Annotated in this window: 16 protein-coding genes and 1 tRNA gene; 5 read left to right on the top strand and 12 right to left on the bottom strand. The window is 39.1% G+C overall.

Annotation, left to right across the window (positions count from 1 at the left end):
* Window positions 1-30 precede the first annotated feature (30 nt).
* The 4 genes from clpP to H0W62_04635 all read right to left on the bottom strand — a co-directional run bounded on the left by clpP (window position 31) and on the right by H0W62_04635 (window position 3,294).
* On the bottom strand, window positions 31-714 hold the full coding sequence (gene clpP, locus H0W62_04650) for an ATP-dependent Clp endopeptidase proteolytic subunit ClpP (protein ID MBA3647831.1): 684 nt from the start codon (window positions 712-714) through the stop codon (window positions 31-33).
* A 14-nt stretch (window positions 715-728) separates the two neighbouring features.
* Entirely contained in the window at window positions 729-2,075 is a 1,347-nt protein-coding gene (locus tag H0W62_04645; protein MBA3647830.1) for a hypothetical protein, read from the bottom strand.
* 82 nt (window positions 2,076-2,157) lie between these two features.
* A tRNA-Leu gene (locus tag H0W62_04640) sits at window positions 2,158-2,239 on the bottom strand.
* Window positions 2,240-2,634: 395 nt separating this feature from the next.
* Window positions 2,635-3,294, bottom strand: coding sequence for a response regulator transcription factor (locus H0W62_04635; GenBank protein MBA3647829.1), 660 nt, complete (start codon window positions 3,292-3,294; stop codon window positions 2,635-2,637).
* Between the two features lie 166 nt (window positions 3,295-3,460).
* On the opposite strand from H0W62_04635, the gene H0W62_04630 reads away from it, so the two are divergent.
* Both H0W62_04630 and H0W62_04625 read left to right on the top strand, forming a co-directional pair.
* On the top strand, window positions 3,461-5,686 hold the full coding sequence (locus H0W62_04630) for a bifunctional (p)ppGpp synthetase/guanosine-3',5'-bis(diphosphate) 3'-pyrophosphohydrolase (GenBank protein MBA3647828.1): 2,226 nt from the start codon (window positions 3,461-3,463) through the stop codon (window positions 5,684-5,686).
* 16 nt (window positions 5,687-5,702) lie between these two features.
* Window positions 5,703-5,876, top strand: a complete 174-nt coding sequence (locus H0W62_04625; protein MBA3647827.1) for a hypothetical protein — start codon at window positions 5,703-5,705, stop codon at window positions 5,874-5,876.
* A 142-nt stretch (window positions 5,877-6,018) separates the two neighbouring features.
* Here the strand turns inward: H0W62_04625 and rplI are convergent, their stop codons facing one another.
* From rplI to H0W62_04600, 5 genes are all read right to left on the bottom strand, one after another.
* Window positions 6,019-6,465, bottom strand: coding sequence for a 50S ribosomal protein L9 (gene rplI / locus H0W62_04620; protein ID MBA3647826.1), 447 nt, complete (start codon window positions 6,463-6,465; stop codon window positions 6,019-6,021).
* Window positions 6,466-6,471: 6 nt separating this feature from the next.
* Window positions 6,472-6,744, bottom strand: a complete 273-nt coding sequence (locus H0W62_04615; protein MBA3647825.1) for a 30S ribosomal protein S18 — start codon at window positions 6,742-6,744, stop codon at window positions 6,472-6,474.
* A 3-nt stretch (window positions 6,745-6,747) separates the two neighbouring features.
* Window positions 6,748-7,149 carry a 30S ribosomal protein S6 gene (rpsF, locus tag H0W62_04610; GenBank protein ID MBA3647824.1) on the bottom strand — a complete coding sequence of 134 codons (402 nt, stop codon included), beginning with the start codon at window positions 7,147-7,149 and terminating at the stop codon, window positions 6,748-6,750.
* Window positions 7,150-7,252: 103 nt separating this feature from the next.
* Complete coding sequence (locus tag H0W62_04605) at window positions 7,253-9,877, bottom strand: hypothetical protein (GenBank protein MBA3647823.1); 2,625 nt, start codon at window positions 9,875-9,877, stop codon at window positions 7,253-7,255.
* A complete protein-coding gene (locus tag H0W62_04600; protein MBA3647822.1) occupies window positions 9,874-10,830 on the bottom strand; it encodes a hypothetical protein in 957 nt (318 codons plus the stop codon). Before H0W62_04600 ends, H0W62_04605 begins: the two co-directional genes overlap by 4 nt.
* A 285-nt stretch (window positions 10,831-11,115) precedes the next feature.
* Between H0W62_04600 and H0W62_04595 the strand changes: the two genes are divergently transcribed.
* The gene (locus tag H0W62_04595) at window positions 11,116-13,392 is read left to right on the top strand and encodes a TonB-dependent receptor (GenBank protein MBA3647821.1); all 2,277 of its coding nucleotides are present in this window, start codon (window positions 11,116-11,118) and stop codon (window positions 13,390-13,392) included.
* 172 nt (window positions 13,393-13,564) lie between these two features.
* Here the strand turns inward: H0W62_04595 and H0W62_04590 are convergent, their stop codons facing one another.
* Together H0W62_04590 and H0W62_04585 are read right to left on the bottom strand one after the other, a co-directional pair.
* Window positions 13,565-14,245 (bottom strand): phosphatase PAP2 family protein, encoded by a 681-nt coding sequence (locus tag H0W62_04590; GenBank protein ID MBA3647820.1) that lies wholly within the window; start codon window positions 14,243-14,245, stop codon window positions 13,565-13,567.
* A 54-nt stretch (window positions 14,246-14,299) separates the two neighbouring features.
* Window positions 14,300-15,205 carry a diacylglycerol kinase family lipid kinase gene (locus H0W62_04585; protein ID MBA3647819.1) on the bottom strand — a complete coding sequence of 302 codons (906 nt, stop codon included), beginning with the start codon at window positions 15,203-15,205 and terminating at the stop codon, window positions 14,300-14,302.
* Between the two features lie 92 nt (window positions 15,206-15,297).
* Here H0W62_04585 and H0W62_04580 point away from each other — a divergent pair, with 92 nt between their 5' ends.
* Entirely contained in the window at window positions 15,298-16,293 is a 996-nt protein-coding gene (locus tag H0W62_04580; protein ID MBA3647818.1) for a DUF2183 domain-containing protein, read from the top strand.
* 80 nt (window positions 16,294-16,373) lie between these two features.
* Here the strand turns inward: H0W62_04580 and H0W62_04575 are convergent, their stop codons facing one another.
* Window positions 16,374-16,655: a hypothetical protein gene (locus H0W62_04575; GenBank protein MBA3647817.1), complete on the bottom strand. Its 282-nt coding sequence runs from the start codon at window positions 16,653-16,655 to the stop codon at window positions 16,374-16,376.
* Between the two features lie 497 nt (window positions 16,656-17,152).
* Between H0W62_04575 and H0W62_04570 the strand changes: the two genes are divergently transcribed.
* A complete protein-coding gene (locus H0W62_04570) occupies window positions 17,153-20,584 on the top strand; it encodes an SBBP repeat-containing protein (GenBank protein MBA3647816.1) in 3,432 nt (1,143 codons plus the stop codon).
* Window positions 20,585-20,795: the final 211 nt, after the last annotated feature.

The following is a 20,795-nucleotide window of genomic DNA, read 5'->3' as shown; positions in this document are numbered from 1 at the left end:
GACGGTTTCTTCTAAATTAAAGAGAAAATTCTAAATGCTCTTTTTGCTTTTAACCAGAACTTCATCTATCATTCCATATTCTTTTGCTTCTTCCGCAAGCATCCAGTAATCCCGGTCAGCATCCTTTAAAACCCTATCATAAGGCTGGCCAGTGTGTAAAGCGAGAATATCGTACAGCTCACGCTTCAATTTTCCAATCTCTCTTGCCGTAATTTCTATATCACTTGCCTGTCCTTCTGCGCCCCCCATTGGCTGATGGATCATTACCCGTGAATGTTTTAATGCAGTACGGCTGCCTTTGGTTCCCGCACTGAGTAATACCGCTGCCATGGAAGCCGCAATACCGGTACATATAGTAGCAATATTAGGACCCACAATTTGCATGGTGTCATAGATGCCAAGGCCGGCATATACAGAACCGCCCGGGCTGTTAATATACAGTTGCACATCGCGCTTTGCATCGGTAGACTCCAGGAAAAGCAGCTGCGCCTGTATTACGCTCGCAACATAATCATTAATAGGGTCGCCCATAAAAATGATGCGGTCCATCATTAAGCGAGAAAAAACATCCATGGAAGCAACGTTCATTGGACGTTCTTCTATGATGTATGGCGTTAAATTGGAGATTTGACGCGAAGTATATTTTTCAAGATGCATACTGCTCATACCGCGGTGATGCACCGCATATTTCGCGAATTCATTATTGTCATTCATACCCTAATATTCTTTTACTGGTGAAAAAAATCATGCTGATCTACTTCTTTCTCCTGAATGGTGATTTTTGTTTTTAACACATCAGATATTTTATAGTTCAGGACTTCCTGGCGGATTTTATGTACATATTTTTCATCCTTTATCAAAGAATCTGCGAGCTGGTCCAGAGGACCTCCATCATTTTCTAAATCAGATGGCTGCTTATAATAATTGGAAATATCCTGTTTTGCGCGATGCTTTAATTCTTCTTCTGTAACATTTATATTTGATTCCCGGGCAATGCGTTCCTGAATAAGATCCCGTTTTGCCTGTTGAACATAGTGCTCTAATTCATGATCATCAATATCTGCCTGTCCCTCTTCTTTAGTTGTATTTATTAGCTTTCGTATAAATCCAACCGGTAATTGCATATTTGTCTCCCTGATTAAATATGCCTGAACACCTCGGTCAAGATCAGCCAGAGAGTAACGCTCATATTCTTTTTGTAAATCTTCCTTGATCTTCTCTTTCATTTGCTCTTCAGAAGTGACTGAATTGCCTTTGAATGCCTTATCAAAAAGGGCCTGGCCAATCTCAGCTTTATCTATATGTATAATATTTTTAAGCAAGAATTGGAAGTGGTCATTCATTTGATCAGCTTGGTGGTGGTCAATTTTCAGAATGTTATGGATAATAAGTTCCATATCGTTACCGAAAGCTGTTCTGATATTAATGCTTGTCGATTCTTCTTTTCTTAAATTAACAAGCACCTGTTTTATTACATCATCCTTAATAACAGTAATCGAAAAAGAGGAGGAAGATAAAATACCGTTTTCTTTTATTCCGCCATCTTCACCCAGTTCCTTCCATTCACCATTTAAAATGTCATCAGGTCCTGCAGTTTCAGGATAAGAGCGTTCACCGTATACGGATCGAATACGCTGTATTTCTTCATCTATCATTTCATCTGAAATTCGTATCACTTTTTTTTCAAACTCTTTCTGATCTATTGGAGGTAACTCAAAGTCCGGAATTAAACCTACTTCAAATCCGAAAGCGTATTTGTCAGGATGGTAAATATCTATTTGCTGATTTCGAATTTCAAAAGGCAAAGGCTGTCCCATGATCCTGAGCTTTTTTTCGTCAATATAGCCGAATACAGAGTCCTGAATAATTTTATTCAACTGTTCCGCCAATACTGTATTACCATATTGTTTTTTAGCAATACCCTCGGGTACCTTTCCCGGCCGGAATCCATCGAGCGTTAATTTTTTCCGCAATATTTTAATCTCACCCTCCACCTTGTTCATGTAATCTTCAGGATCCAGATTTATAACCAGCTTTACATGGTTTTCTCCGATCTTTTCTTCGGTAATATTCACGAGGATAACAATTTTTTATAGTATGATAATGGAGACGATTTATTAATGCTTGTGATTTAAAACCACCATTAAATATCTTCTGTGCGGATAAAGGGACTCGAACCCCCACGCCTTTCGGCATCAGATCCTAAGTCTGACGCGGCTACCAATTACGCCATATCCGCATAACTACTTTTTAAAGAGGCGCGCAAAGTTAGTGAAACCTAATTGAATAGTGTTACGAATAGCTGATCACCTTTTTTGGAATTGTATCGGTGAAGAATTTAAAACCGCTCAAGGGCTTCCGAGGGGGAATTGTATCAGGACAATCATCAGAAAGTAAAACACCAAAAACTTTCCGACTAAATGGAAGTAGACCCTGAGCGGTATTACTTAATTAACTACCCAAAAATAGGTAACTTTTTAATAAATTATTCAATCTGTAGAAATTTATTTTATTAACACTACAGCAGTTAAGCTGAGGCAAAGCAAAGCTAGTGATGGAGATCTGATTACCTACATTTAATTTTGAAAGTTGCTCAATACAAGTGCAACAAAGAGATTAATTGGACGAAGGAAATTATTCTAATAGTCCGTTCTGAACAGCATATTTAACCAGCCCGGCAGTATTTTTTACACCTAGCTTCCGCAATAGATTTTTCCTATGAGTAATAATAGTCATAGGGCTGTTATTCAACTTTGCTGCTATTTCCACATTGGTCAGTTCTTGTGCAATGAGGCGAATAATATCCATTTCGCGTTTTGTAAATTCTACCTTCCGGCTTTGAACAGGCATCACTTTTTCCGACTCTTCTGTAAACATGCTTTCAAGCAGCTTGGTTGATACCTCATTGCTTAAATATTTCTCCCCTTTATTTACGCGTGAAATAGCGCCAATCAATTCCTGTTTACCGGTAGTCTTTAATAAATAGCCGGATGCCCCTGCTTTCATCATATCAGAAATATTCGAGGTATCGTCATGCATAGTAAGCCCAATAATGCGAACCAGGGGATAAAGAGCTTTTATCTGACGGGTAGCTTCAATGCCATTCATTCGGGGCATGTTCAAATCCATCAGGACAACATCTGGCTTTTTAATTTTTAAAAGCTGCATTAATGTTTCACCGTCCCTTGCTTCACCTACCATAGATACCGGATCGTTCTCTTTAATCAGGGCTTTAATTCCTTCAATGAAAATTTGATGATCATCTGCTATTACTATTTTTATTTTCTGTTTCATATTCACAACTACCTTATCCAAGTTTATAACAAAAATATTGATTTAAATTAAATCTGTCCATACAGCAGCAATTAATTGTCAACATGCGTATCTTTAAACGTCACCTATTTTCCATGTTTTATCTCATAAAGAAACCCTTTAATTCTTTTAAGTTTACCTGATACACATGGATCAGCCCGTAACTACCATACAGGAAAGCGAAAAAAAAATTATTCTGCAGCAATACCGGAGGTTACTCCATTCTCTTAAGCCGCAGCTTCAAAAAGGTGACCGTAAAATGATTCGTCTTGCTTTTGAAGTTGCATTTGATGCACATAAAGATATGAGGCGAAAGTCAGGAGAGCCATATATCCTGCATCCGTTAGCAGTAGCCCAAGTGGCAACCAGTGAAATTGGCCTTGGTGCCATTGGAGTGATATGTGCTTTGCTTCATGACACTGTAGAGGATACCGAAGTAACTCTTGAAGATATTGAGCGTGAATTTGGAAAAACTGTTGCTGGAATTATTGATGGCTTGACCAAGATTTCGGTGATTTTCGATGTACACGGCTACATTCAGGCCGAGAATATCCGAAAGATCATGCTTTCGCTTTCCAAAGATGTGCGGGTTATCCTCATCAAATTATCAGACCGGTTGCATAACATGCGAACCATGGGTTCTATGCCCAGGGATAAGCAAATTAAAATTGCCTCTGAGACTATATATTTATACGTGCCTTTGGCTCACCGTCTGGGATTGTTTGAAATAAAATCGGAGTTGGAAGATTTGTCGATGAAGTATAGTGAACCGAAAATCTACAACCAGATCTCTGAGAAAATAACTGAATCGCAAAAGGAAAGAGATCTTTTTATCCATGAATTTATCGAGCCCCTGAAGGCTGCGCTTAATGCACAGGCTTTTAATTTTCGAATTTATGGACGGCTTAAAACAGTCTATTCCATCTGGCGAAAGATGCGGGAACAAAGTATTCCTTTTCATGAGGTCTATGACAAGTTTGCCATTCGGATCATCATCCAGTCAGCTTATGAGAATGAAAAAACGGATTGCTGGCGTGTATATTCGATAGTTACAGATGTATACCGCCCAAACCCCGACCGGTTACGGGATTGGATTTCAAATCCCAAAGCAAATGGCTACGAAGCGCTCCATACCACGGTAATGGGGCCGAATGGTAATTGGGTTGAAGTGCAAATAAGGACGGAGCGAATGAACGAGATTGCGGAGAAGGGATATGCGGCGCATTACAAATATAAAGAGAAACAAAGTTCGGATACCGCCATAGACGAATGGCTTCGGAAAATACGTGACCTGCTCGAAAATCCGAATACAAACACGCTTGATTTTATTGATGATTTTAAGCTGAACCTTTTTGCAGAAGAGATCTATGTATTTACTCCCAAGGGAGAATTAAAAATTCTTCCGGCTAAATCTTCGGTGCTTGATTTTGCCTTTGAAATCCATTCTGATATTGGCATCCGCTGTATTGGAGCTAAAGTCAACCATAAAATTGTACCAATCAGCTACCAGCTAAATAACGGCGACCAGGTGGAAATACTGACATCGAAAAAGCAAAAACCTGCAGAAGACTGGTTGCAGTATGCAGTAACTGCAAAGGCAAAATCAAAAATAAAAGATGTTATCAAGATTGAGCGCAAGCGGATTATAGAAATAGGCCGAAAAGCGCTGGAGCAAATTTTCCAGGAAAAGAAAGTTGCCTTTAATACGCATAACCTGAGTAAAGTGCTGGAGTATTTTAAAATTTCTGCCACACACGACCTTTTTTATAGCATAGGCGTCGGTAATTTTAAGTTCAGTGACATGGACCACTTTACCCATATCGGTGATAATATAGAGTTGAAGGATCAATCAAAACCTGTGAATGAAAATATGGAGCTGGCCATTAAAAATAAGCTGATCTCCAATGCAAGCCTTTTCATGTTTGGCGATTTAACTGAAACGGTGGACTACAACCTGGCTGGTTGCTGCAAGCCTATTCCTGGGGATGATGTATTTGGTTATGTGAATAAAAACAAAGAGGTAGAAATCCACAGAACGAATTGCACAAAGGCAATCAATGCCATATCAAAGTATGGCTACGATATTGTGCGGACAAAATGGACCAAACAGCATCAGCTTGCTTTTCTTACAGGACTGAAAATCACCGGTATAGATGATGTTGGAGTGATGTATAAAATTACTAATGTGATCAGTGGAGAATTGAAAGTGAATATGCAGTCGATAACAATTGATACTAAGGACGGAATTTTTGAAGGCACCATTAAAATCTTTGTGAAGGATACCCTTCATCTTAACCAGTTAATGGACCGGCTGAGGGAGCTTGATGGGATATTATCTGTATCAAGGTACGAGGAAGAAACCATTGCAGTATAAATTTTAAAAACTAAAGATGAAAAAGATTCTGATTTTCATCCTTTCCCGTGCTTATTTTTCAGTGAAACATGCGCAACGACTTTACCATCACATCCGGTGGGTGAACAACAACCATGTGAATCCATCTGTATCGTTGCTGAACCAACAATTGCGCATTCCTATGTTCGGAAATGGCGTCTTTCCTGAATGAAATACTTCTGAAGATTTTTTGCCCCAAAATAAGATCAGTTTTCATTGGAAGCTAAAGATTGGAATGGCCCCAAACCTTATGATTAGCAGTATTTTATTATAATAAGGGTTAAAGTGGCCTATTTCGCAAAAAGAAAGAGGACTTACTCTGCCACCACTTCAAAATTTATTTCCACATTTACATCCTTATGCAGGTTAATATTGGCCTTATAATCCCCAAGCATGCTTATGTCTTCAGGAAGCATAATTTTTTTGCGATCTACTGAGATGTTGGACTGTTTTTTAATAGCATGAGATAGCTGAAGCGTGGTTACACTACCGAATATCTTGCCGCTGGTACCGGTTTTTGCGCCAACCGTGTACTTTGTATTTTTCAGCACGTCAACCACGCTGCTGATCTGCTTTAGCAGCTTATCCTCTCTCCGGGTTTCCTGCTTCATACGCTCATCCAGCATTTTCTTTTGACCCAAATCGGCAATTACAGCCAATTTGGAAGGCAAAAGGTAATTGCGTGCATAACCAGGACGCACTTTCACCATCTCGTTTTCTTTTCCGAGCTTATCGACATCCTGTAACAAAATAACTTCCATAACTATTTACTTTAAAAGGTCAGTAACATAAGGCATTAATGCAAGATGGCGGGCACGTTTAACAGCCTGAGAGACTTTCCGCTGGTACTTTAAGGAGTTACCGGTGAGACGCCGTGGCAGCATTTTACCCTGGTCATTTACAAATTTGAGAAGGAATTCGGTTTCCTTGTAATCGATATACTTGATGCCGTTTTTCTTAAAGCGGCAATATTTCTTTGCTCTCTTCACCACCTTGGGTGAAGTAAGGTATTTAATATCTTTATTGCTTTTGATTGCCATTGATTAAGCCACTTTTTCTCCTGCTGCAGGAATTAAGGAATCTTCTTGTTTAACCTCTTTTTTCTTATCCTTACCAACCAAACCTCTACGCCTGCGATCGTTGTAATCTATCCCAAACTTATCAAGCTTTACGGTGAGGAAACGCAATATGTTTTCATCGCGCTTATATTCAATTTCTATTTTCTGAACTAAGGGAGCTGTTGCCGCATATTCGAGTATGTAGTAAATGCCATTACTCTTGCCCTTAATAGAATAGGACATTTGACGCAGTCCCCACGTCCTTTCCTCTACGATAACTGCACCTGAATCCGCAACGAGTTTGGTATACTTGGCAATTCCTTTTTTTATATCTTCTTCGGAAAGAAGAGGAGAAAAAATAATTACCGTTTCATAATTGTTAAGCATGAAATCGATTGAATTTGGTTTTTTTAGGACGGCAAAGATATGTTTTTAATAGGAAAAACAAATGATTATTTTATTACTTATCGTTAGAAACTTCCAATCAGTTTTAAAACCACCAACCTAATTTTATATTCAATAATCCGTTAGGCTGCTCATCAGAAAAGGAGTCTGTGATTGTGAGCACCGCTAATCCAAAGGGACTTATCCAAAGGCCTCCGCCATAACTGGTGTGTATTTTATCCGAGCTCTCTCCGTCAATCCAAACTCTGCCATTGTCAACCAGACCCAAAATACCAATATCCGCAGGAAAGATATAAGCATTAAAATGAAAGAGCTTTACCCGAGCCTCCAGGTTATTATACAATGCGCTGCGACCGGAATAACGCTCTCCCCGGAATCCCCTCACCGTATTTCTTCCGCCAATGTTATTGGATTGATAAAAAGCGAAATCACCCACATTATGGCCTCCTCCAAACCGGGTAGCAATGGTAAGACGGAAGGGTTTATAGAAAGTATAGGTGAGTGCAACACTACCTCTTAAGAATCCAAAATTTATCGATGTTCCATTCAACTCAAATAAGCTTCCGGTATTCATAAAAAATCCGAAGCCGATATGGGGTAATGTATCACGGTCGAATTTTTGAAATTCCAACTCGGTATTAAAGCCCAGATAATTTCTTCTTTTGTTAACCTGTTCCTGCAGAAACGGAAGAGCATCTATTACTTTATCAGTGTTATCCGGCCTGAGCTTTGCCTGTTGATACAGCGGACCGATTAAAAAATGAAGCTTACCTGATCCTAACTCAAAAGAAGGAAATAAAAAAATCTGGTTGATGCGTAGTCTATAATACTGGAACTCTGAATCCTGGGGAGTTTCATTTCCATAACCAAAAAAATTCTGACGAAAATTCGGGGCCTGCACATCAGCGGATACTACAAAATTCATTTTTCCGATAACATCTGTAAAATCACCACGGTATTTAAAATTATAAGCAACCGTTCTAAACGCTAACCCACCGGAAAAAATCTGTTTACTCTGGTATGGAAATTTCTTGAACCCGTAAGTAGTCCGGGCTATACTGACACCTAAAAAAACCCCATCATCAATATTAAAACCGAAAGCAGGATTTAACCCATTAAACGTGTAATTTAATTCCTTTCTATTGTAGGTATTCAAAAGGGTATCATCTGAAGTTTTGTTTGCAGCATCGTTATTTAGGGAGATAAAGTTTCCCTCCCTGGAATCATAGATGCGTGTGCGCTTTCCAAATCCACCAGCCGTTGAGTGATCAATAATACTATCCATCCCTTTCCCCCCAATAATACGCAGCAAAGAAGTTTTATCTGCCTTGCCGGAAATGTTAAATACATCATTTCCTCCTAATCCGTATAATCTTAATTCTTCTGTTTCTTTCGCATTAAATATCCTGTGAAAGGTGAGGTCCCCTTTTTCTCCGTTCATATACTGATAAACGGAAACATCGGTAACGTTAGGCTCTGACCTTTTTATCTCATAGTAATCATCCTTATCACAACCAACTACATCTACCTGACGGGCCAGAAAGGCATAATATTTATCCGCCATAACCGGAAGGTTATTTCTTCGCTCTTTCAGGACATTTATAATTCTTGGCGCAGATAATTTATAAATAGTATCCGGCCAGGTTTTAAAGGCATCATTAATATTTTCATCAGATATTGCTGTCATTAAGCTATCAGCAACTTCTTTCCAATCTTCACGATTGAGAGATGGCAAGAAAGCCCTGTCAAAAAAACGTGCATTATAATTAAACCAGCTTATGCTAACCGGCATCGGCCTGAAACGCTGCATTTTACGAGTGGCAGCAACATCGAGGCTTGCATATGTAGGAAGCAGCCCATCGAAAGTAAAAAATGCCTGGTCCCTGTCCCTGGGGATGGGGCGAAATAGCTTGCCCGTTTCACTCTTAAATTCGGCCCACCGCCATTGATCCTCGTGGCGGTCCCAATCACCGATCCACATATCAAATAACCGCGAGCGAAGCACAAACCGGCTATCAATACGGTTGTCGCTGCTCTTCTGCATCTTATCATACAGATCGAATGTGCTGATAATTTTCTTTAGCTCTCCTGGACCCTGACCAACATCCTGTGAATTCAATTCCCTCACTTCATACAGTACCATCCTGTTTTTAAAATCATTCCTGAACTTCCCTAAACGGGGATCATCGGGCATGTATAAAATTTGGGGATTGGTGTGATAAATACCAGCATAATCTGCAAGTTTCGAAACCGCTAACGGTGCGTAAGGATGTGAGGCAGAAATCTGATCCTGGATAAGATCGGTAATAATGGTGTTTTGAAAAATATGTGAAACGGTCTTAGATGGATCTTTGTCAATGGTTCGTATTACATACTGATTGCTATCTGCGCCCATGAGCCGAAGGGATTTGGTCTGAAGACCTCCGCCCCGTTTAAGTGGGGTTAATCCTCCTGCATCCACGCCCATATCTAAATAGTGAAGTGTAACCGGTGCCGACCATATATTCCGGTAATGGTTTCCTAACAACACTTTCCCTAAAAATTCAGCATGATATTTATCACTGGCAGCAATGGTAATAGTGGAATCGGTATAATCCGGATACTGGCAAAAGGCATTGACTGCAAAAAAAAGAAAGAACACACAAGAAGAAAAACTACGAACGAAACATCTGGAAAGAAAAGAAATATTTATCCCGCTGCTGTATTTCATTTTGACTGGTAATTAAATTTTAAAATGTTGCCAAGCCCGTTTCGGCCCTCATCAGAAATAAACATGGTTCCATCATTTAAAAATGTTATTCCCTCAGGCTGCTTAAACTCAGTAGCTGAAAATTGCTTGATAAAAGCAATGGTACCATCAGGATGTAAAATCACCATTAGCTTCCCTACTGTAGCAATAACATAAATATCACCACTAATGGGATGAATGGCAAGATCAGACGGCTGGAAGGCTACATCTCCTTTTTTTGCATCAATAATATCACGTAATTCTTCGGCGGTAAATTCGGCTGGAGAAACTTTGGCAATATATCTTTTTATGGAATCCAGGGAAATTGTAAATACCGGCTTTTGTAAAAGCTGCTTTGTTTTCAGATCAAAAGAATATATGGCGCGAACATTTTTGAGTCCTGCCCCCGGGTCACTTTTGCAGGCTATAAGGAGCCTGTAATTTTTTTTATCAAAGCAAAGGCCTTCCGTGTTATTCTCTTTTTGAAGGAATGTCTTTATAACCACCGTCTTTTGGTCTTGCTTATTAAAATTAATCAGCTGATAAAGTTTTCCATCGCTTTTTAAAACATAAATCGTGTCATTCACATTAGCGATACCTTCATAGTCTCCGTCCTTGGCAAACGGAATGCGTTTATCCAATTCTCCTTTATTAACATCATACAAATACACATTTCCTTTTTCATCCTGGTTACAAACCAGTTCTGCATCTTTATAAACATCCATTCCGGAAATCTCTGTTAAGGCATCCGGTAATTTTAATTTTTGGGAAGGATGATCAAGATCATACAAGAATGGATACTTTGAAGAAGAACCAGCAGTAGTGGAAATACTATCAATATTTTTGTGTTCCTCCACTTTAGGATGATGAATGCAGCAAATGTTGAAAAACCCACAGCACAAAAAAAGCAACACCGCCCAGTTTGTTTTCTTCATAATTTTTAACCGCAAATTTAAACTTTCAATTTTTGTAATTCAATTCAGATATTGCTATGAATGCCTATAGCTGATTTTCATGTCTCTAAAAATAATATTATACATTCAGAGCTATGGTAATTAATAATATTAGAAAACTGATAAATTTTATCTTCATAATTCCTAAATGGATATAAATTGAAACACAATTTATTGAAGAAAATATATTTTGAGTATTTAAGATTGGCCTGCATTTTTCTTTCATTGGTGCATTGTAGCACCTGTTGTTTTTCTCAGGAAGCCACAATGAAAGGTTCAGTAAAAAACAGTCGCAATGGTGAAGCCATTACAGGAGCTATAGTGAGATCAGCGGATGGTCAGGGAACGAGTACTGATGCATTGGGTAATTATAAATTAATAGTAAACGCAGGTAATTACACTATAACATTTAGTCACCTTGGGTATGCAAAACAGCAGAAAACCATTTCTCTTATTCCCGACCAAATACTAATTCTGAATGCAGACCTTAACGAGGATACGAGTGAATTAAATTTAATAGTAATAAGTGCGAGTAAATACAATAAACAGATTACAGATGAAACCGTTTCCATGGAGGTTTTGAAACCAGATTTCATACATAATACGAATGCAATCAGCATGGACCAGGCGCTTGAAAAAGTGCCCGGGGTTACAATAATAGACAACCAAGCTAACATTCGCGGAGGAAGCGGATTTTCATATGGAGCAGGCAGTCGTGTAATGGTTCTGGTGGATGATATTCCGGAATTAACTGGTGATGCAAATGATGTGAAATGGGAGTTCCTGCCCATCGAAAATTTAAACCAGGTTGAAATTATTAAAGGTGCCTCTTCGGTACTATACGGATCTTCAGCATTAAATGGTGTAATCAACATACGTACTGCTTACCCTGTTTCGAAACCAGAAACCAGGATAAATATCTTTCAGGGTTTATATATTAATCCGCCTGATAAAAATCTGATATGGTGGCAAAATAAGCAGCCTTATTTTAATGGAGGAAATTTTTCCCACAGCCGCCGTTACCATCAATTTGATTTAGTGTTGGGAGGCAATGTATATAACGAATCAAGCTTTCATGAAGGAGAATTTACCCAGCGTGGCCGGATAAATGCAAATACACGATATCGTTTTAAAAATATAGGTCTTTCTGCAGGCATCAATACCAATTTGATGTATTACCAGTCAGGGACTTATTTTTTATGGGCAAATGATACCACCGGAGCACTGCGACCTCTCGGCGGACTCGATACGTCAACTACTACGCTTTCAGAAGGAAAAAATACGCGGTTTAACCTGGATCCTTTTGTAACTTTTTTTTCGCCAAACGGAGGCCACCATGATTTAAGGTTAAGATATTTTTATACAAAAAATAATAACAACACAAGTCAGGGAGCTGTTTCCAATTGGTATTACAGCCAGTATTTGTATCAGAAAATAATATTTCACGATATCAGTTTTACGGCCGGTGCAGTGGGCAGCTATTCTGTTGTTACTGCAGAACTATACGGTAACCATCTGGCAAGTAATTTTGCTATTTTCACGCAGGTCGATAAAAAAATAGGAAGGCTGAATGCAGTAGCAGGATTGCGCTATGAAACTTTTAAGGTCGATTCATTTACAGGCAATTCTAGGCCAGTGTTCAGAGCCGGAATCAATTATCAACTGTTGAAAGGAACGTATCTGCGTGCTTCATTCGGGCAGGGATACCGTTTTCCTTCTATCGCTGAAAAATATATAAGCACGTCTGTTGGTGCTTTAAAGATTTTTCCAAATCCTGGTGTACAGCCCGAAAAAGGATGGAGCGCTGATATTGGCCTGAAACAAGCGTTGAAAATTGGCAATTGGCTGAGTTATCTTGACCTGTCTGGTTTTACTCAACGCTACAGTAATTTAATTGAATTCAAGTTTGGATATTACCCCCCTGAATTAACGGCAGGTGATTACGATTTTTCTTTCGTAGGATTTAAATCAATAAACATCGGGAATGCTTCCATAACCGGTATTGAGCTATCTGTAATTGGTGAAGGAAATATTGGAAATTTGAAAACAAACTTATTAGCAGGTATAGATTTTATATCTCCTATAAACAGAACGCAAAAAAAACTGGTTGACAGTATTATTAATAACAGCACCGTGCTTTCAAACCAGCAGGTTGATTCATTAAATGAGACTAAAATTTTAAATTACCGTTTTAAAACAACCGCAAAATTTAACGTTGAATTGAGTTATAATAAATTTTCTGCAGGGGCTGAGATGAGGTACAATAGCTATATGGTAAACGTAGACCCATTTTTTGAAGGTACCGATCCATTATTGATAACACTTTTCGAAAAACCTACCGAATTAATACCCGGAGTAAAGGAATGGCGCAATCGCCACAAGAATGGCGATTATATAATTGATTTCAGGCTTTCATATGATATAGTCAGCAGTGTTCGAATATCCCTTATTTCTAAAAATTTACTAAATCGCACCTACTCTATACGGCCGGCATTACTTGAAGCTCCTCAGAATTTCCAGCTGCAGGTAACAGTGAAAATTTAATGTGCTTAAAAATAGCATCGTTACGTATCTTGTTAATTTCTCTGAATTTTTAAGTAGCTGATAATATACGTTAATATGCAAACAGGATTTTTTCAGTAAATCCTTTATGAAATTTCGGGCAGAAAATTATGGCTCTTTCTTCAATGTAAGAATCCATCGGTTTAAAATATAATCATCGTACCGGGTTAGAAATAATTTTAGTAAAAGGTATTTTTTGCAGTGCCCAAAAGCTTATAATAAGCCACGCTAGTGCAAAGCAATAGCCAGCCAGTACATCTGTAGGATAGTGAACATGCAATACAATTCGGCTTAGTCCTACCGAAAGCGTGTACGATAATAGTAAAAAGTAGAGCAACCATTTTATTCCTTTTTTCAATCCCGTATTAGAGATTACATACATTAAAATAAAGCTCAGGATGAAAGAGGAGATGGTATGGCCGCTGGGGAAACTGAATGTAGTAAGGCGTTTAATAAGAGAGAGGTCTGGCCTTGCCCGGTGAAAATACTGCTTCAGGGCAAAGGTTAAAGCGGTGCTGCTTAATGCCACTACAGCAATGTCTATTGTCTCCCGGAATCTTTTTCTTATAAATAGATAGGATGCGAGCAAAAGGTAAGCAGGTAGGAGAAATTCACCTGATCCGAAAAAAGTAATTTTCTCCATTACATGAACAAAATTAGGTGTTGAATATGGAGAAATTATGCCGAATATTTTTTGATCGAATTGATTCTCATTTTCCAAAACAGCCTCATCAGCAATTACGGCAAATAAAAATAAAGAAGCTACAAACAACACAGCAACAACAAGAATCTTAAGTGTAATGGTCTTAAGAAAATTTTGAAATTTAATTTTCATATTATAAGTCAGTTTTCCTCGAAATCAACCTGCTCATCCTGTTAAAAAGATTTTTTAAGACTTGTATGAATCCGATTGAATCGGCAATAGCATGTTCAGGGATGCGGGTAAAATTTTGGCCTCAAGCCCTCTTACCTTGCCACGGTATTCCCCGTCTACCTGAAAATAGGATCTGTGCGGAATAGTAATAGCGACTTGTTCTGTTTGTATTGTTTCAATTTTTTCGGGATTAAAAGATTGATGCGTCAGGATCATTTTAAACAGCTCGGGAACAGATAATTTTTTTACAACTACCAATTCAAACTTTCCGTCATAAAGATTTCCTTCCGGGTTAATAATGGCACCAGTCCCGTAAGTCCTGGTGTTTGCTACCACTACCATAAATGCCTTACGAACCAGCTTTTGTCCGGGTATTTGCATTTCTACCCTCATGTATCTCCGCTCAGAAAGTACTCTGAATATTGCTTTGGCATATCCCCACATGCCCCTTTTTTTTCCTTTCTGATAGTATTTTATAAGTAATGCATTCAGACCTATATCACTCAGGTGGAGCGAGATCTCATTATCATTTATTTTTACTACATCTATCTTCCTGATGGTGCCTTTATGTATTACGTTCAGTGCATCATTAATCTCATCGGGTATACCCAGCTCCTTCGCCATTCCATTTGCTGAACCTGCAGGTAAAATTCCTAATGCCATATTGGTATTTAACAACTGCTCAGCTACGAGTTTAAGCGTGCCATCACCTCCAACGGCAATTACTTTATCAGGCTGGTATTTCGAAATCTGATCTTTCAGCAGTATTGCATCATTTTCCCCTTTCAGTCCATGGAAATAAATATCAAGTGAAGAACCATGGAAGTATTCTTTTATTCCCGATTCCCAATCGGTTTTTTCCTTTCCGCCGGATATTGGGTTAATTACAAATAGTAATTTTGATTGGTGGCTATCAATCATATTTTAAGAATGATTATAGAGTTACAGGCGCAAACTAATGAAAGAATAAATACAATGCACAATTGAAAAAAGGCAGTGGTAGATGGAAACGGATGCTGTTGAATTGGTTGCGACTTAGCAATGAGGTCGCAATAAAGGTTTACAATGGGTACGGAAATACCGAGCACGTCACTATTTTGGGTCATGTTTTATCGCTTTGGCCACTGCCGAGAAAAAATTACCGGCAAAATCTATTCGTTAATTTTTTTTCACTAATCCGATTATTTATTGTCAGGCCGGTAAACGGTGCAACACTCCGTATATATGCAAACGGGGAATATATTAGCACAAGATCGGATCCTGAAGGTTTTTTTAAGCTGGAATGGAAACCTGCTCAACCATTTTCTTTCGGATGGCACAATGTAAAAGTGGAACTGATAAACATGCCCGATACTGTTATTACTTCAGGTTCCGGCTCATTATTCGTGCCTCATCCTACCCAGGCAGGATTTATTTCCGATATAGATGATACATTTCTTGTCTCCCATTCTTCTAACCTCCGGAAACGTTTATCGGTGTTATTTACAAACAATGCGCGCAGCAGAAAACCTTTTGAGGAAGTAGTGAATCATTATAAGGCGCTAATGCATGCACAGACAGAAAGCGGAGTTCCAAACCCCTTCTTTTATGTGTCCAGCAGTGAATGGAACCTTTATGATTACCTGGTTGAATTCCATAGGGTAAACGGATTTCCTGAAGGTGTTTTCTTACTCAACCAGTTGAAAGTATTTAACCAGATACTAAAAACAGGTCAGAATAACCATGCTACTAAGTTCACCAGGATAGTGAGAATACTCGAAGCATTTCCACAGCAAAAATTTGTCCTTTTAGGTGATAGCTCACAGCATGATACCGAAATTTATGCTTCAATAGCATACCATTTTCCAGGTAAAATACGCGCAGTTTATATACGTGATGTTTATCAAAAGAACAGGGAAAAAGTGCAATCTGCATTATCTGAACTGGAACAATCTGGTGTCCATTGCTTCTTATACCAACATAGCTCAGAAGCTATTCTTCATTCTAAAAAAATTGGACTGATTAATTAAATAAGCATCACATTTTGCCAGAAATAATCATTATGATATGTATCAAGTAGAGTGATTATGGGAATTTATCCATGGAGAGATTACATGAAAGTCAGAACCAGTCCACCAATAAAAAGTATTGCGAAGAATATAATCCCTAAAATTAATAGCAGTCCCTTAACTCCGGTCTCAGGCATTATCAGCAGTTTATCATTTTCCCTAAAAAGGTTAGTGCTTAAGTTCTCTAATTGATAGCTTCCAACTTTATCAGCTTTAAATTGAAGTACCGGAATAATTCGCTCTCCGGACATAGTAGTTCTCTGGCTCATCAGGTTTAAATTCGGAATAACAGCGACTTGGGAAGAAGTTTCCAGATCAACCATGCAGACTAAAATTTTGTAGGGAATGATCCCAAAAAAAGAAGATCTCCTGACAGAAATTTCATATGTTCCCGGCTTTCGGATTGCCAAAATTATTGAAGGCTGCTTTGCGCTGAATTCAATGGTAAAGGGGCTATTATAAAGTGATATAAGCCTGGAAATGCATTTCAATAAAAAAAACACTCCGACAATCCCTGAACATGCAAAAACAAACCGTAACGAAAGTGAAAACATTTGAATCTATTATTAATTGCAGTTATGCAACCTGATTGTTATTGAAGATAACAAAGGGCTTTAAAGTTTTTGTTTTGTTATGATATGAAGAATAACTCCAGCGGGAAATAAAACAGGGATTCATAATTTACCGGTTTTTACAATTTTTCAGAAGTTAGTTAAAAAAGAGAAATGTTAAAATGAACTTGCCCGAGGTAAAATATTTATAGATTGGAAATCAGTTCGTTAAAAAAATATACTTTTGGGCGCTAAACAACTTCCCAGTTATGAAATCCTTTTTTCCTCTTTTTGGAGTGATAATTATTATTGCTTCACTATCTAACCGGACTGCAACAGCTGGTTCTCCCAACTCATCTTCAAAGCCTTTGCAGCTTTCAGGCCCGCTTGGGTTTATTGAAAATAAAGGACAATTCTTTGATGAAAATCTAAAGCCCCGCACTGATTTACTTTATTTATTCGAGAGGAAAGGAATGAAAGTTCAGCTAATGCAAAACCGGATTAGTTATGAGCTTTATACTATGCAGGATGATAATAACAGGTTCGATGAATCGAAGGGTGTTCCTCACTATAATGAGCTTGACCCGGAAGATCGGCCCACACCGAAGCTGCGTTATGAAAGCAGCCGCGTTGATGTAGAATTTATTGGCGCCAATCCAAATCCTGAAATTACTGCAGAAGAGATGATGCCTGATTACCTTAATTATTACCTGACATATGCTCCTAAAAATAACATTAAAGAAGTAAGACAATACAATAAGATAACTTATAAGAATTTATACCCAAACATAGACCTGGTATTTATTGCTACCCAGGATCAAAAACCAAAAACTTCCGTATCTTATGATTTCCTAGTACATCCGGGCGGAAATGTAAAAGATATTCAGTACAGGTATCATGGAGGCAATAATCAAATCCTGTATTCCAGCGGAAACATTGAAACAGGAACTGCGCAGGGGAAAATTACAGAAATGATTCCTGAATCATATCTTAAAAATGAACTTGGCAGAAAAGTTTTGCCGGTCGATGTTCACTTCAGCCTCAATAAAAATATTATCGGATTTACTACAGGCTCTTATGATAAAAAACAGGCATTGGTGATTGATCCTATGCTGGTTTGGGCCACGTATTGTGGTGGTGATTCCAGTGAGGAAGGACGTGGGCTTGGCACGGATAGCCTTGGGAATGTAGCCTTAATAGGCAGAAGTAACAGCACTAACAATATTGCTACAACAGGCGCCTTTCAAACGCAGTTAGCCGGGAATGTAGATATCATATTAGAAAAATATGATTCTGCAGGTCGCCGGTTGTGGGGTACCTATTATGGAGGAACGGAAGATGACCATGGCCGGGGCCTGGTATCAAATAAAATCAACAACTGGTACCTCGGATGCCACGCCAACAGTGATGGGTTAGCCACGCCAGGTGCTTATCGTGAACACTACGCCGGAGGTCTTGGCGATGATGGATTACTGGCATATTTCAGTATTGATGGCTTTATAATATTTGCAACGTACTATGGCGGCACAGATGATGAAACTATTCGCAGACTTACGATTGATCGCGATGAAAATGTAATTATGGTAGGTTATACCTTCAGTGATACCGGAATTGCTACACCTGGAGTTTATCAAACGCAATGGAAGGGGAATGCCGATTTATGCCTGAGTAAATGGAGCCCCGATGGAAAGTTGATTTGGGGCAGCTATCTGGGCGGAACAGAAGAAGATCATGGACGAAGTGTTACAGTCGATAAAAATGATAATATATATGTGAATGGCAGCACGGCAAGTCCAGGTATTGCCACACCGGGAGTTTCAAGAACTACACTGGCTGACAAGCAGGACTATCTTTTAGGTGCATTTACTTCAGCAGGACAAATAATATGGGTTAGCTATTGGGGGGGTGCTGTTGAAGACCGCGGCAGGGGCGTTTTCGTAGATTCATCCAGCAAATATGTTTACTTCACTGGTTATTCTGCAAGTGATACGGGAGTGGCTACTCCCGGTGCATACCAGGAACATTGGGTGGCGGGATATGATCTTCACAGGGAACCTTATCATGACATGGTATTGATGAAGTGGACACTGGACGGGCATATTGTCTGGTCTTCCTATCTGGGTGGTGCATTTGATGATCGTGGGCGGGCTATTACTATGATTGGTGATAATGAAATTTATATTTCCGGATCGACGGAAAGCCCCGATACTATGTCAACTCCTAATGGATTTCAAACCGTTTGGGGTGGAAGCGGCGATATGTTCCTTGAAATATGGGATTCTAATGGAAGAAGGAATTACGGCACTTATTTCGGTGGTAAAGGAGATGAAGATAACCTTGCCTTAGCTATTGATGATAAGCATCAGAATATTTACCTGGTGGGTACTGCCAGCAGCGCTGGACTGGGTACTCCTGGTACAGCACAAGTGGATTTTGGTGGTGACGACGATGTAATGCTGGTGAAAATACAGGTACATGCTCCTGCCACACCGCCTGTAGCTGCTTTCTCTTATACCAACGTTCCCTGCACTGCAACTGATGTGCTGTTTAGCAATAATAGCAGCAATGCAGATATTTATTCCTGGAATTTTGGAGATGATTCAACCAGCACCCTCACCTCCCCTATTCATACATATGATTCCGCCGGAAACTATACAGTAACTCTTATCAGTACCAACTCCACTATTGGATTATCAGACACCACTGTTGTTATTATTACAGTGGTGAGCACTCCTCTTTTTGCTACAGTTACTCCACAGGGCGTTACTACATTCTGCCATGGTCAATCAGTAGTGCTGGCTGCAAATACAGGCTTCGATTATAGTTACAGGTGGAAAAACGGACCAGTCTTTATTTCCGGTGCTACCAGCTCCACATATACTGCTACAGAAACAGGCGATTATAAAGTGGTAATCACAGCGGCAGCGGGATGTTCGGCAATATCGACTATTGTGCATGTTGAAGTTATGCCGGGTCCTACTGCATATATACTGGAAGGTGCAACGGTTGGTTTTTGCGAGGGAGATTCTGTTGTTTTAACTGCGAACGCTGATACCGTGACTTATAAATGGCTGAACAATAATGCAGAAGTTCCAGGCGCTACTTCGGCTATGCTTACTGTTTCTGCAACCGGGATTTATGCAGTGGTTGAAATGAATTCTTCAGGCTGCAGCGATACTTCTCTAGCATTGATGGTTTCGGAAAATCCACAGGCAACGGTGAATCTTGGTATGGATACCACAATCTGTGATACTGCTTCACTAACCCTAGATGCAGGAAGTGGATATCGTTCTTACCTATGGTCTACGGGCGCTTCCTCGCAGGCAATTGTTGTTTCAGCAGGCAACAATTACTGGGTGCAGGTAACTGACAGTAACGGATGCTCAGGCACTGATTCAATTAAGGTAGCCGTTTCTATTTGCAGCGGAATAGCCGATATCTTAAATGGGTCTTCGTTTAACATTTATCCCAACCCGGCGAACGGCCATTTTATACTTTCATTGTCTAATGCGACAAATGAGCACATCAAAGTACAACTTGAAAACATTCTAAGCCAGGTGGTAATGGATATTTATGAAGGAGAAAGCGGAAAGAACTTTACAAGAGAAGTAAACGCTTCACAATTACCTTCAGGTGTGTATAACGTTAAAATTTCTATGGGAAATGAAAGCCTGATCAGGAAGTTAATCCTGGATAAATAAACGTTTCCCTATATTGAATTACTGCAGCCCGGATTACTTTTTAGTTCGGGCTGTAGTTTTTTTTACAATACCGGCTTTGCTTTTCCCTGCCGGGTGTTTCTTTTGAAGGAAATAATTTACTGTTGTAGGTCGCTATCAACCTTAAGGTCTTGTAGAAAATTTAAATAGATATTCTTTTTCATAGCCGGTATAGTTTATAATTCTAAATAAA

This window comes from Chitinophagales bacterium, from assembly GCA_013816805.1.
GTDB lineage: Bacteria > Bacteroidota > Bacteroidia > Chitinophagales > UBA10324 > MGR-bin340.
This window is presented reverse-complemented; position numbering and strand designations above follow the sequence as displayed.

Coding starts and splice junctions, on each gene's coding strand:
- H0W62_04605 (MBA3647823.1), bottom strand. CDS start 9,877: ATGAAATACAGCAGCGGGATAAATATTTCTTTTCTTTCCAGATGTTTC.
- H0W62_04595 (MBA3647821.1), top strand. CDS start 11,116: ATGAAAGGTTCAGTAAAAAACAGTCGCAATGGTGAAGCCATTACAGGA.
- H0W62_04570 (MBA3647816.1), top strand. CDS start 17,153: ATGAAATCCTTTTTTCCTCTTTTTGGAGTGATAATTATTATTGCTTCA.
- H0W62_04635 (MBA3647829.1), bottom strand. CDS start 3,294: ATGAAACAGAAAATAAAAATAGTAATAGCAGATGATCATCAAATTTTC.
- rplI (MBA3647826.1), bottom strand. CDS start 6,465: ATGGAAGTTATTTTGTTACAGGATGTCGATAAGCTCGGAAAAGAAAAC.
- H0W62_04580 (MBA3647818.1), top strand. CDS start 15,298: ATGCTGTTGAATTGGTTGCGACTTAGCAATGAGGTCGCAATAAAGGTT.
- H0W62_04585 (MBA3647819.1), bottom strand. CDS start 15,205: ATGATTGATAGCCACCAATCAAAATTACTATTTGTAATTAACCCAATA.
- rpsF (MBA3647824.1), bottom strand. CDS start 7,149: ATGCTTAACAATTATGAAACGGTAATTATTTTTTCTCCTCTTCTTTCC.
- H0W62_04615 (MBA3647825.1), bottom strand. CDS start 6,744: ATGGCAATCAAAAGCAATAAAGATATTAAATACCTTACTTCACCCAAG.
- H0W62_04630 (MBA3647828.1), top strand. CDS start 3,461: ATGGATCAGCCCGTAACTACCATACAGGAAAGCGAAAAAAAAATTATT.
- clpP (MBA3647831.1), bottom strand. CDS start 714: ATGAATGACAATAATGAATTCGCGAAATATGCGGTGCATCACCGCGGT.
- H0W62_04590 (MBA3647820.1), bottom strand. CDS start 14,245: ATGAAAATTAAATTTCAAAATTTTCTTAAGACCATTACACTTAAGATT.
- H0W62_04575 (MBA3647817.1), bottom strand. CDS start 16,655: ATGGTTGATCTGGAAACTTCTTCCCAAGTCGCTGTTATTCCGAATTTA.
- H0W62_04600 (MBA3647822.1), bottom strand. CDS start 10,830: ATGAAGAAAACAAACTGGGCGGTGTTGCTTTTTTTGTGCTGTGGGTTT.
- H0W62_04625 (MBA3647827.1), top strand. CDS start 5,703: ATGAAAAAGATTCTGATTTTCATCCTTTCCCGTGCTTATTTTTCAGTG.